The organism is Neoalteromonas flava, from assembly GCF_002807685.1.
GTDB classification, from domain to species: domain Bacteria; phylum Pseudomonadota; class Gammaproteobacteria; order Enterobacterales; family Alteromonadaceae; genus Alteromonas_E; species Alteromonas_E flava.
In genome coordinates, this window is record NZ_PEAX01000001.1 from 408197 (window position 1) to 422198 (window position 14002).

8 protein-coding genes are annotated in these 14002 nt (G+C 43.2%); 3 read left to right on the plus strand and 5 right to left on the minus strand.

The features are described from left to right. Positions 1–32: 32 nt before the first annotated feature. Positions 33–1730 carry a hypothetical protein gene (locus CSH92_RS01935; protein WP_100655912.1) on the plus strand — a complete coding sequence of 566 codons (1698 nt, stop codon included), beginning with the start codon at positions 33–35 and terminating at the stop codon, positions 1728–1730. A 43-nt stretch (positions 1731–1773) separates the two neighbouring features. On the opposite strand, the gene CSH92_RS01940 is transcribed toward CSH92_RS01935, so the two are convergent. From CSH92_RS01940 to CSH92_RS01960, 5 genes are all read right to left on the minus strand, one after another. Beyond that, positions 1774–2229, minus strand: a complete 456-nt coding sequence (locus tag CSH92_RS01940) for an adenylyltransferase/cytidyltransferase family protein (protein ID WP_100655913.1) — start codon at positions 2227–2229, stop codon at positions 1774–1776. 5 nt (positions 2230–2234) lie between these two features. Then, positions 2235–4070, minus strand: a complete 1836-nt coding sequence (locus CSH92_RS01945; RefSeq protein ID WP_100655914.1) for a LicD family protein — start codon at positions 4068–4070, stop codon at positions 2235–2237. 137 nt (positions 4071–4207) lie between these two features. Next, positions 4208–6679, minus strand: a complete 2472-nt coding sequence (locus CSH92_RS01950) for a rhamnan synthesis F family protein (protein ID WP_100655915.1) — start codon at positions 6677–6679, stop codon at positions 4208–4210. A gap of 19 nt (positions 6680–6698) precedes the next feature. After that, positions 6699–8381, minus strand: a complete 1683-nt coding sequence (locus CSH92_RS01955) for a LicD family protein (protein ID WP_100655916.1) — start codon at positions 8379–8381, stop codon at positions 6699–6701. Between the two features lie 197 nt (positions 8382–8578). Next, positions 8579–10279 carry a hypothetical protein gene (locus CSH92_RS01960; protein WP_100655917.1) on the minus strand — a complete coding sequence of 567 codons (1701 nt, stop codon included), beginning with the start codon at positions 10277–10279 and terminating at the stop codon, positions 8579–8581. 791 nt (positions 10280–11070) lie between these two features. Between CSH92_RS01960 and CSH92_RS01965 the strand changes: the two genes are divergently transcribed. Then, positions 11071–12768: a GspE/PulE family protein gene (locus CSH92_RS01965; protein WP_100655918.1), complete on the plus strand. Its 1698-nt coding sequence runs from the start codon at positions 11071–11073 to the stop codon at positions 12766–12768. Next, positions 12765–13970 (plus strand): type II secretion system F family protein, encoded by a 1206-nt coding sequence (locus tag CSH92_RS01970; protein WP_100655919.1) that lies wholly within the window; start codon positions 12765–12767, stop codon positions 13968–13970. The genes CSH92_RS01965 and CSH92_RS01970 overlap by 4 nt, the downstream gene beginning before the upstream one ends. Positions 13971–14002: the final 32 nt, after the last annotated feature.

A 14002-nucleotide genomic window follows, 5' to 3' on the forward strand; every position in this document is an offset into this window, starting at 1 on the left:
ACTGTTAACAATACGATTTTGAATTTGATTTGATGACCTCTTTTTATCTGCTTGATGCGCCCTATTCCGGCGCAGATGTTTTCTTACATCATTGTGAAATCCACAGTAAAGGTGAAATTAAAAGGTACAGAGATACGCTAACATTTGATGCTGACAATTCAACAATCAATGTAAGCTCTATTTCCCCTGAATTTTGTGCGCAAATACACCAAACTGTTGCCTCGCGACAACTGGGTATATTAGTTAAAGACCCTGCTATTCGACTTGCTCAGGCCTATTTTGTGCGTCAGAAGCTCGGCAAAGCAAAAGTCAGTTTTGCCGAATATTTCAGTACGCCGAGCAGGCTAAACATATATACGCAAATGTTACATGGACATAAGTTGGAAGACTTTGGCTTTGTTGGCGTATTTGAGCGATTTAATTCTAGCCTACTACTTGCGAAACAGTGGCTGAATAACGATCTGCGTATTCAACAATACTTTGATATTACAGCTGAATTAGAGCATGTTGTTGAATTACTGACCGTCGAACACCTTGCCGCAATCAGAACTTTGCATGCACAAGACTATGAGCTATACGATCGAGCCCTAGCCTTGGTTAACGAAAGATTTGATAGGCAACGACCACAGCAAACACTGCGCGTCCCGAAACAAAAAGAAGTGATCATCCATGTAGGTCCACCCAAAACCGGTACTTCTGCCATCCAAAAATGGCTAAATGAAAATCGTGATTCATTGGCTCGCTCTGGGATCTACTATCCGCCTCATTCAACAGATACCAATGGTGTCAGTTCCGGTAACTTTTTATCAGTGTTGAGCCCTTGTAAGGAAAATAACTACTACCGACTAGACCCGGATAAGTTCCAGAGTTTACTCGATGAATTGAAGCTGATGCCAAATCAAACGTTGTTATTGTCTTCTGAGATGTTTCATAATCACCTCCTAGACTTCTTCCAATTTCTGCCGAATGCCAAATATGTTTTTTATATCCGTCACCCAATAGACCTAATTGAATCAAGTTATCATCAAGAAGTTAAGCGGCATCGTCGCACAACGAATTTCAGAATGCCTGAAGTGTTGCGCTTTAATCGTTTGTGCGGATTCATAAATGTATGCGCTGAGTTAAAGATCAAACCCACATTACGGTTTTATGATGTTGGTTTACTTACTGGCGTAGATTTAATTACTGACTTTGTCGATATGTTGGAATTAACTGAGCAACCTACTTCCACAAGTCAAAAGGTTAACTCCAGGTTTGGTTTTGGAGAATTAGAGCTTATGCGTGAGTGTAACTCATTTCTTTCCGACCATTTACTTAGCAAGCTAGATTTATGGCTACAGCAGCAGAGCCAAAGCAAGCCATCATTCACGCTTGTTTCGAAAGTACAGTCGGATCAGGCTCGGCATTACCTTGTTAAGCAAATCAATGCACTTGTGAAAATCTCTCCAACGCTGTTTTCTACAAATGATTTAGTCAAAAAACTAGAGAAGCTCGCGCTGCTTGAAACACCACGCCCTTATTTTGATCAAAGCAATGGCAAACAGGAAGCTGGTCATGTTTGGAACATCCTGAAACGAAAAGAGTTGTCATTAGCTGGTGACATTGTTAAGCAATATCGCCAGCACATGTCAACTCAGCCAGATACTAAAAACTCAAATTTGTTCAAATGGACAACTTTGGACCAAGTACGCTTAAAATTTTCGACATTTTTTAAACGGTTCCAGCGCTAACTAGTGGGTTATGAGGGCAATGATTACTTTGCTCTCATCATTATTATAGCTGCTTCACTAGGGTCGATAGGTTTTCCACAACATTGCGCAATTCAGCGACTTTTTCTTTGTTTAAATAGGACAACACGGTTTTCAATTCGGTCGTTGAAATGTCTTTGGTTCTAGGTAGATATATAACCTTCACCAAGTCTTCTAAATCGTCAAATTTGCCAGCCCAATCATCGCCAATTGCGAATATGTCAGCTTTTTCACGTATTAAGTCCTCGCGCTTCTGCTCCCAGCACTTCTCTTCAAACACATGATCAACATAGCGACATGACATTAATATTTCATGTCTGTCCTTATAGGGTATGACGACTTGTTTGCCTTTCAGTGCATTAAATTCGTCGGTTGAAAGCCCTACGACTAGTCGGTCACCCATCTGTTTCAAACGTTTTAACAGGCGAACATGACCAACATGATACAGGTCGAAAGTTCCGTAAGTAACAATTGTAGTCAAAGCTATTAAACCTTACTGTCAGCGTTAAAATGAATATTCCATGGCCACTCATGGAACCTGTTTGACTCAGTCCATCCGTTACCGTAACGCTCAAGCAAGAACCTTTCTGGCTGCGAAGGTATTGGTAAATCGACATCGTAAAATGTCAGTGTGGAACGCTCGGCTAGAATATCCGCGGGGATGGACCTTACTGACATATTCTCCATGTAGAGCATGGTCTCGCCATCCTCATGCCAATATGGAAACACGTCAATCATAATATTAGTTTCTACATCGTAGAGATGGACATTCAAGTTTGCAACCTGACCAAAGCTTATTTCATAGCGGCCTGGCTCAAGTCGTTGCAACATTTCATCACGTAATTGCTTAGCCTCTTCAAAGCTAATATTTCCTTGCGCAAGCTCAATTAAAATATCAACGTCATCGTCATGTTCAATAAATTGGTTTTCGCGAATAGCGCCGAGTAGTGTGCCATAGGCTAAACATGGACGATACCCTAGGTTATCGAGTTCACAAACTACATTATTGAGTACAGTAACCACTTGACGTGGAGATTGTGTCAATATCCCTTTGGGCGCAATACCGTGTTTGGTAATTTGCACCAACTCCTGCGCATTGTGTGAGCGTAACTGATTGATTTTGTCTTGTAGAATATCGATACTCTCAGTTGACGCTAACAATCGCGAATGTACCCTCAAGTCATAGTCTGTATTCCGCAGAATATCTTTAAATACGACAATCGCTAGTAAGCTTAACTCTCGTTGCACATTTAAACTATCAAAAGGTTCATCAGACCATGTTAGCAGCAACTGTTTAAGAAAAAGTTCGTCAAACTGCCAACATTCATTAACATCGTCGTAGCAGCGCTCTACAATTTTACTCACGATCTGCTCTCGGACTCTTCGATTGTCACCAGCGCATTGGTTAATCTCTGACAACGAGAGAAACTGAGGTAAAGTGAGTTGTAACTGCTCTGCACCTAGTCGATGCTTATATCTATTGTAGAGCAGCTCAGCCTTCTGTTTCTTGTCTAATGCGTAAACCGCAAGATATTTAGCACGGATATTCCAATTGTCCTTGCGGTTTACAATTTTAATTCGCGATATAAAAGTTTTTTTGCTAAAGCTTATTTCCATCCATGGGTTATTCTCGAACCCTGAATGAAAACCGGCACCTTGTAGCACGGTAGTAAGATCTTTGTCTGGATTTAATTTTGAGCTGACGGCTATATTGATACTGCCTTCAGCAACTAGTCTTCTGCCATCCCTATCAAGGAGCTCCAAACCTGCAAAATTTAGATAAGTAGCCTGATTCTCAATGACGATTCGCAGGGCCTTTACTTTACGATCAACCGGGATATCTAATGGCATATTCTTGCCACCACCAAAAAAACCCAGTGATGGAAAAATCTGTTCAATACTCAAGTGCTCTAAAGTGCCGCTGACAGCCCTATCACCAAGTAGAGTTTCACATTTTACGGTTTGAATAAGACTCACTGTATGATTGTACAAAGTAAGGGTAACCAATCCTTTGGGGTTTTGGCGCAATACCGAGCTTTTCAGACTTATACGAAATCCAACAACCTCAGCCAGATCCGTGAATGGATTTTCATTCGCATTAATAATTTCCATACCACACACTTCATCCCCCATCGTGGCAAGCATAACTGCCTTATGCGACAAGTTAATATAACAAACGCCTGATAGGACAATGTTGTCGCGTCGCGGGGTAACTTGATGAATGATCCCCCGCGTTTTGAACGACAATCCGTGACTGGCATGATCGTCCGTGGTAATGGGTATCATTGAAGGATCAAATTCATGAACTATGCTTGTTGGCATTCCGTTTCCATTTATTTAACTGCAAAAGAATGACACTTCTGACTCACCGCGTCAGTCACGTCAACAATTACTTAGTATAAAGTTTTAGAGTCAAGTTAGCTAATCGGCCTCCTGGCAGAGAGACTTACAATACCCAATTAACTATCGGTAGCTTGCTTTTTAATTGGCTTTCCTGGGTAGGGGTTAACAAATTCATAGTTGTAACCTGCTGCAGCAACCACATGACATATAAGCCTTTCAATCGCATGTTCGTTGGATCCATCAGTCGCGACAGGAGAAGCAAAGTCACTCTCACTCCATTCATGTTCGGTTAACAGCGTCAATGCTTTTGGGCGATACCAAAACATACCACCTGCAGGAAAATCCCCAACCTCTTCAGGAATTGGTATCGCTAACCTTTCACCTATCGCCGTTGCTAACAAATAATTTCTTCCCCAATTAAGAGAATCGACAATAGCCGGATGATAAGGTGGCAACAGCACACCCAATTTTGGATCTGACTCAAACAATGCCAAAATGCGCTCGATGCTTGCAGCACTTCCGGCGAGAGACCATAACAGTAATAAACGCCACCCAGCTAATTTACCTGGGTTGAGGGGCTGTGTGTGTATTTTCAGCACAACATCACATTCGCTTAATCCACTTCGAGCCACTGTCAACCAAGCGTTAATATCACTCTCTTCTCGATGTAGTTTAAACAGCTGACAATGTTTGAACCGCTGGGTCAAACCCAGTAAAAACTCGTCGCATGACTCATATGAGGTTATAACAATTTGCGTCGATTGCGGTAAGACGCTAACAAATTCGATTAACTCCGGTAGCAACACCGGGTCTGTCACATGTATATGTAGGCCGATGAGATATTTTGTCAGTACTATCTGGTTAGGCTGCATATACTCAGATACGCTTGGCACCTTTCTTTCATTTAGCGTCTCAGGACAAAAAGCACTGAGTAAGGTCGGTGCAGCAAAAATCTTGTCTAAATGAGATAGTAAATAGTCAGTGAAGCACTCAATTGATGACCGATTCAGGGTTTGAGTAGCAGCGTCATACCAATTTGTATTATCACGCAGAATAAAGTTCGCGGTAACCATATATTTATCTAACTCTTGGCCCCAAGCCCGGTCTTGGGCCAATGCAGCAACCACAGTTTCATAGTCATTGATAGGCATAAATTGGTTCGTAATAGGCGTAAGACTGCTGTCGCTTTTACTCAATGATGCCTGTGCACGCGCTAACCTAATTTGCGCGTCTTTGATATTGGCGTGATCTTTATCGATAGATTGCGCTTCAACGATTCGTCGTTGTGCTGCGGAAAAGTCGCCTTCAGCGGTTGCAATGTCGGCAAGCTTAGCTATCAGCCCTGGATGATCCGGCTGACTGCTAAGCGCCTTCTGATAGCATAACTTAGCATTATCAATAAGCGACATACTGTAATAATGGTCCCCTAAGTGAGCCCATTGCCAATACAAGTCTCGCTTTATAACTGCCCTACTAATAAAAATCTCTGCAGCGTAGGTCACTTTGGCTTTAACCGCTAAATAAAACAGCTCTATAAGTTCATTATTAGTGCATGTTGACAGTCTGAGCAGATACTCCCAATCAACGCAAGCTAACAAAGAGCGGTCTAGTTGCTGCATGCGTTCAATCGCATCGGCAACTGACATATGCTTAAACGTTATTTTTCGCGCGCCAGTGTGGGGTAGTGCAAGCGCTTCTTGCTCCGGTTGAGATGGCTGCGGCGAATAATTGCTCAGCAACAATTCGGTTAATGGATGCGCCGAGCGAAGTTGTAAATTAGAGTGTGTACTAACATCAGCAATGCTCTTAAGCATGTGCATTGCTTCATCACATTCATGTTGGAGTGACGGCGAAATCATCGCTAGCAAACTCGCGGGGATCCCTGCTTGCAATAGCGACGGTTCGAGTGCTGTAGACGCCAAAAAAGAAGCGTTAACCCCCTTTTCCTGAGCTCGCTGGCAAAGCCGCGAATTTTCAGCAACAAACGCAGATTGTTCAAAGAGTAAAGTCTGCTCTGGGTATTTACGTGCACAATCAGCCATACGTTTGGCGGATTCTAACCACATTCTAGCCGCTAGATCTGGATATGCCCAAAAGGCCATATCGTCTTTGCGCTGAGATATTGGTTGATTAAACTGCAACAACAAGCGACTGTGCCTTTTCATGATAGACGAGACAGCAAGGCGCCAATCTCGGTATATCAGGATAAATCGAATGTCATCCTGCAATGCTTGATACCAGGCATCTAAAAACAACACAGCTCTTGGGTCTTTTGCCCCAAAACCGACGGCACTAGAGGAGACCGAAGCAGTTCTATGCGCTACGTAATCCTTAAGCGTAGCTAGAGCATTGGTAGGTAAAACTAAGTCAAATTCACCATGATAACGCCAGTCTGTGCCATTGGCGGCGAGCAAGTTATCATGAATATCGACTAAATTCTCATCTTCCCCATGGCCAAGTGCGTTTGAGAAGCTTGGCCCCATCAAGCGTTCTCCCATATCGACGCCGTTCGCTATCATGCTAAGCGACACCAGTGAGGTACCACTACGGTGGAAACCACTACACAACAGAAATGGATACGCACTCATAGGAAATACTTAGTCTTAACTAATCTTCTAACTTCCATGGCCACTCATGGTATTTATCAGGTGTTGCCCAGCTAGAACCATACCTTTCTTCAAGAAAGGCCTCCGGCTCGCCCGGGATCGGAAAGTTCTGACCGTATAAAGGGATTTCCTTCCGCTCGTGCATAATGTTGGCAGGCATGCCTCTGATCTGCATTTTCTCCATATGCAACATACACTGTGCACCTGCAGACCAGTAGGGAAACAAATCGATTAATACTGCACTTTTAATTACATAAACATGTAAATTTAAACTGTCACCGTGGTCATTCGAACGATTAACAATATATTTGTTTTTGTCTAATTGTTCCGCGATTGCTTGGTGCTGCTCTAACGCCTGACTAACCGTAAGGCCCTCACCGCTTAGCTCTATCAAAAGATCGACATCATCATCATGCGGGATAAACTTATTGTCGCGCACGGCCCCTAACAAGGTGCCGTAAGCCAAGCATGGCCTAACACCTAATTGCTCAAGGTCGTCTACCAACATTTTTATCGATTCGACAAAAACCTCTGGTTTAGTCGTAAGCTTGCTGGCCAAGGCTGTACCATGCTTGGTGATTTCAATTTTATCAAGTGACATCCGCTTTCGTAGCAGATTTATTTCGTCCTCAAGCAGCTGGATCTGATGACGATTAAAAAGTAGCGCTTCAAAACATTGAATATTTAACGAAATCCTGACTTTCATCTTATAAACCAAATAAATGGCTAAGAGCTTGATTTCCGTACTAGCCTCAGATTCTCGAACTCGCTTTTCACTCCACGACGAGAGTAACAATAGAATTAGATCAATGTTGTCTTCATTAATCGTATATAAATCTTCATATGTAAAATAATAATCAAGGAATAACTCAAGTACGGCTTGTCGACTCAGGTCAAAATGGAACTTTTTCGCGCCAAATAAACGCTGTATTTCATAATAGGTCGCCAACTTGGCATCTTTGTCTCCACACCGATATAAGCAATGATGGCGACTATCTATATCCAAACCATAAATACCAAGATGTTTGGAACGAACTCCCCATTTATCGTTACGATTAACAAAACGAATGTTTGATATGTAGGTATTGTCTACCAACTCCACTTCAATCCATGGTGACTCTTCCAGCTTTGAATGAAAGCCCCCTCCAGTTAAAGCGCTCGCTTGTACAGGCTCATTATTGCTTGAGCTACAGTGAATCGCCCTTATTGCGTTTTCGGGTAATACTTGGTCGTTGCCATCAAAGAGAAAGAGACTATTGAAATTTAGGTAATTTGTAACGCCATCTAGTACAACTCGTATGCGCTGAAAATATGCATTTACCGGAATATCTAATGGGTCGTTAAACGCACCGCCAATAAAGCCAAAAGACGGCGCTATCTTATCAACAAAAGTTACGATGGCCTTTTCATTGGCGAAATGTCGCCGTATCTTTTCGATCACAATTTCTTTAAGCACAGTACCTTTTTCATTTTCGATGCAAATCTTGCCGGAACCGCTTAGACCCTCGATCTTGCTTAACGCAGGATAAGGTAATTGATAAAGAGCCCAACGCTTGCCGTACTCCTCGATGTACGTAACAGCGGCCTGCGCTAATGTTACACCTTGAGCGGAAAATACAATGTTAATTCGTTCACTTAGCGCAACTTCTAGCTTCCCTACAGCCAGCAACTTGGAACCTTCCATTTAATCATTCTCTTTTAGTAAAACACGATGTAAGGCAAAAACTCTGCCCAAGCGGCACGCTTAGTAGCGCTAGACGACCGGCGTAATAATAGCAGTAAGTCAGAACGAGCCCAAGTAGCTTTGAATGAAATGTTCAGAAAACAAAAAAGGTGGCCGAAGCCACCTTTTTCACATTAACGTTTGTAACGTAGTAACTATTAGTTACCGTTGTTACCGTCGTTAGAACCGCCAGCTTCGTTGCCTTGTGTAGTCGCTGTCATGTTGAACAGTGAACCTTCACCAGTACGGATTAGGCCTAGACCTTCACAAGTATCGAATGCACCTTTAAGTACTAGACGTGCACGACCTTTATAATCAGTTGAGCCATCTACACCGAATGCAGTTTCAATGTCGATGATATCTTGGCCAGCTGCAGTAGTACGGTTAGCACCTTCAGTAGAGAATACCTGAGTTGCACTTGTTGCCAAGTCTGGAGCAATCGTTACGTCTTCACCAAGAACAGTTCCGTCTTGCGCGTAAAGCGTACCACGGATGTCACCTTCGTTAGTTGAAGATGTATTAGTCAAACGGATGTAAGCAGTATCAGCGTTACCTACAGCAGGTACGTTGAAGAAGCTTGCGATACAACCGTTACGTAGAAGCTCGCCGAAAGGACCTGCATCTTCTTCAATGTTGTCATAACGCGCGTTGAAGAAATCAATTTCCCAAGTAGCGTTGATGTCACCAGCTTCAGGAATAACACTTGTTCCGTCAACAGTGTAGCAAAGCTCGTATCCTGATGTTAGTTCAGTAGTTGTTCCACTTACAGCCAGCTCAAAAGAGTTGATTTCAGCTGCACTGATAGTATTTGAAGAGAAAACCGCACCTGTACAAGCACCCGCATTTAGCGCACGGAGCTCAACAATGCTGTCTTCCTGCAATGAACCAGAGTTAACAGAGAATGTTAACGTGTGGTCGTCACCGCCCTGGAAGTCGAAATCATCGCCATTTTCTTTCGCAATTTTCTCACCCGTAGTTGCAGGAGTGGCTGCTGCGTTGTAACCGAACCCTACGATATCTTGCAATTGAAGCTGCAAAGTACCTAGGAAAACTGTGTCAACGTCGCCTGCTGGATCAAAGTCGTTGATACCCGCGTTAGTGAATGACGTTTCTCCGTTACCAACGTTGATGCGAATACCGTTGCCAGCAACGTCTTCGATCACAGCAACCAAATCAACTGGTGCTTGTGATGCAAAAATAGTTAGAGGAGTGTCGGTTTCAGTTGCGTCAACAACGTCAGCAGCAAAGTCTGTTGCCTCAACATACTCCACACCTAGCTTCACGGTTTTATCAGTGCTTGAAGGGTTCAATGCGTCCTTTAAATTTTTGACTGCATAACCTTCGAATCGTAGGCTTGACAACTCAACATCATCTGCGGCAAAACTAATCTCAAACGTGATTGTGTTATCGCCAATCGCACCACCTTGAACCACTTCATAGGTCAAGCCGAGACCAAGGTTTTGTGAGTCGTTAATAGCCGCATCCAACTCGTCAACACCGATAAGTGTAAGCGCACCGAGGCCACCATTTGATTGCTCGACCAATGTAGTGGTTGAAAGGTCCTCACCAAAAACTGCACCGCGACCCAGCGTATACTTGATCGTTGCAACAGCATTTAGCGCACCGTTATCACCTTGAACTGCTGGCAACGCGCCAACCGCAGGAAGTGTAAAGTCTACAGTAGGAGCAGTAATCAACGTCTCTTCAGAGCCTTGACCGGGGTTACCATTACCGAAGATCACGTCAGCCAACACAACTGTGCGATCTGAGTTACCAAAATCCAAATCACCAGCAACAGCTGATGTAGCAGACATTGCCGCTACAGCAACTGCGAGTGCAGTCTTGTTAAATAGTTTCATTATGTAAATCCTTAAATATAGTTATAAAGCTATAGCCGTTTAGATCATTTAATTCACAGTTAGCGCACCGGCTTAAATGCCTAAACATGTTACTAAACGCATCAATTGAGATAGGGCACCCGAGTAATTGATGCGCCTTTCACAAAGAGCGATTCTATTATCACCATTTCAGAAGTCAACCCTTAGATTGGGCCTCTTCGTCAATTAAATTAAGTTTTTCAGTCAAATAGTCCGATTTATTTACTCGGTAATCTATCTGTTCTGTATTTAGTGAGTTAATCCGGAATCAATGTTTAAGCACCTAACGTTCCGGTTATTATTAACCTCCTTCCCAGACGACTAGGAATTTAAGACCTTCCCCTCACCCCAAAAACCATCATAGAACCCTGATTCATAAAAGATTTAGTGATTTTTGAGCGCCTTAGTTTGCTTATATTATAGTCCTCAATTTAGTTTTGTACATAGCCTTTATTTAAAAGGCTGTATCGATATTAATGAGCGTAAACACGCACATATTTAAGAAAAGAAACCATCACAGGTAATGTCAGGTTTCATTGGGTAGAACAGCGTATTGCGAAATATAAGTATTTATTTTTAGCAATAACTGAGTTTTAAGCAGATTTTACCTCAAATTTGCTCTTTGCCATTTTAAACTGGCTTGCTTGGAATAGCATCGAGCGTGTGTACAGATTGAGCTGTCAATCACATTGAGTTAATAATTCGATTGCATTAACATTGCGCGCTGGCTGTTACATCGCCAAAAATCTCTAATTACCCAGGCACGATAATAGATGACTAAACCCATTGGTGAATTGTTACAAGAGAAAGGCATTCTTTCTGACGCAGATTTGCAAAAAGCGTTAAACATTCAAGCTGAGATAGGCGGAAAACTTGGCGCGATCCTGATGAGAATAGGCGCCGCCTCGGAAGACATTATTGTGCGAACGCTCGCAGCGCAGCTAAATTTGCCATTAGTGGGTGATAATATACAACTTCCCGATGTTTCTCGTGTGATAGATACCTGTCGCGATGCCAGTATAGATGTTGAGTGGATGTTAGATCAGCACGCTATCCTCTGGGCAGAAAACAATTTAGATCAAACAGTTTATTGCGCGTCGCGAGATCCCTTATCCGAACATTTATTATCGTCACTGGAAATGCTTTGCCCTCAGACATCAATTGTTCCATGTTTTATTTTCTCGCAAGACTTTGACTCTCTCACCCGCAGCATTGACAAAATTAAGAGCGATTACTCCGGTAGTAAATCCGAAAGTGAATCCTACTTAAAGGAGTTGGCGGAAGAAGCCCCCACTATTGAATTGGTGAATAACTTGTTTGCTCAAGCGGTCGATGCGGGCGCGTCTGACATTCACTTTGAACCGGAAGAAAATAGTTTCCGAGTTAGATTTAGAAGCGATGGGGTGCTTACCACTAAGCTAACCCTGGGCAAAGAGAAGTTTGATGCACTGGTGTCTCGGATCAAATTGATTTCAGGTATGGATATTGCTGAGCGACGTTTACCGCAAGATGGCAGCATATCAACCCGCGCAGGCGGGCTAGAGATCGATATTCGTGTATCCGCGCTTCCGGGCGTTTACGGGGAATCCATGGTTTTACGCTTACTGCCAAAGGATAAGAAGCGTTTGAGTATGGAAAAGCTAGGCATGCTGCCCGATCAGATGACAATGATGGCGCGGTTAGTTCGTCAGCCCCATGGAATTATATTAGTCACCGGGCCTACCGGCTCAGGAAAGTCAACCACACTTTATACCGCGTTGGATGAATCCAATGAGAATGATAAGAAAATCATAACCGTTGAGAACCCTGTAGAGTTTAAGCTGGAGGGCATTACCCAAACCCAAACAAATGAAGAGATTGGACTCACTTTTGCAGCATGCTTACGCACCATTTTACGCCAAGATCCTGATGTAATCATGATCGGTGAGATCCGTGATTTGGAAACGGCCGAAATAGCCATGCAAGCAGCAATAACCGGCCACTTAGTGTTGTCTACATTGCATACCAACGACTCATTGAGTTCATTTACCCGGTTGATCGATATGGGTATTGAGCCGTTTATGGCAGCAACCCCAATTATCGCAACCCAAGCACAGCGACTGCTTCGCAAGCTCTGCACACACTGTGCGCAGCCTGCAACATCACTCCCTCAGGATGCTGTATCAACTTTAACTATCGCACAGCAAATTGGGCTTGAGCAACCAGCTAATTGGAAAGTTGCCGTTGGCTGTAAAGAGTGTCAGGGAACCGGTTATAAAGGGCGAATCGGTATTTACGAATTGATCGAGATTAAGGAAAAAATGCGCGCCTTAATATTAGAGCAAAAACCAGCCAGTGAACTCTATCGGTTAGCCAAATCTCAAGGTTATCGGAACTTGTATGAAGATGGCATGCTCAAAGCGTTTATGGGTCTTACCAGTGTGGAAGAGGTATATCGTGTTTGCCGTACCAGTGAAGCGAGCGATTTATGAGTCAATTTGCTTATGAGGGCGTTGATAAAACGGGCGAAAAAACCAGTGGTGTGGTTAACGCTGACAGCTTTCGTGCGGCGGCACGACAACTTGAAAGCCGAAATTTAAAAATTATTGCTTTAGATGCGGTTAGCAGCAATGCTGAGCAATCAGTTAAGTTGTCAAAAAAAGCTATTTCCAAAGATGACGTTATCCTTATATTTTATGAAATAGCAACCATGCTTAGAGCGGGTGTAAGCCTTAAAGAAGCGGTTGAAGCCCAATGTGATTCAAGTCACTCAGACGAAGTTCTTAGCGTATTCCAAAGCTTACTTAAACAATTGAAAAGCGGTACCGCCTTCTCGGTTGCGGTGCGCAATACAACGTTAAAAGTACCCGACTACATGCACTATTTGATTGAATCGGGTGAAATTACCGGGCGTTTGGCTGCATCAATTGAGCAAGGCGTTGAGCAGATGGAATATGATCTTAAAGTTCAATCAGAAACGCGTAGCGCTCTGATTTACCCGACGATACTCGTATTATCTGGAGTGATTGCGGTTGGGATCATGTTTTTATTTGTTGTCCCTAAGTTTTCATCCCTACTTAGTAGTGCCGACGAAATGCCGACTCTCGCCTGGTTAGTCATTTCGTCAGGTGTCTGGGTGAATGACAATAAACTCGCTGTATTAGTCGGTTTCACTGCTTTAATTGTCGCAGCATTTATGGTGTTCACCCAAGAGCGTTTCAGGATCCCTTTACTAAATTTTATGAGTAGAATGCCGGTCATTGGAAACTGGCTTAATGAAAGCGATATGGCCGTGTGGTCAAAAATGCTTGGCATTCTATTAGCGAGTAAAGTACCAATGCTAGATGCACTGACATTGGCTGCGAAATCCAGCCGAATTCCCTGGCGAAAGGCTCGTTTGGCTCAGGTGAAGGCTAGCGTAAAATCAGGCGTTGCGCTCTCTGCTGCACTGCAACAAGAAGCAGTCGTGTCGTCGACTACTGTCAACCTCGTTAAAGTCGGTGAAAAGTCCGGCGATATGTCTTCAACATTGGCCTCTGTTTCGCGTCTATACGACCAAGCGAGCAAAAAACGAATGCAAACCCTCTTGTCTTTGATTGAGCCAATCGCCATCTTAGTCATTGGCGTGGTTATTGGTGTAATTATTATGGGTATCATTCTGGCCATTACCAGTGCGAATGACATAGCTATTTAAACAAGAATTTAAAGTTATCTATTGATGAGGTT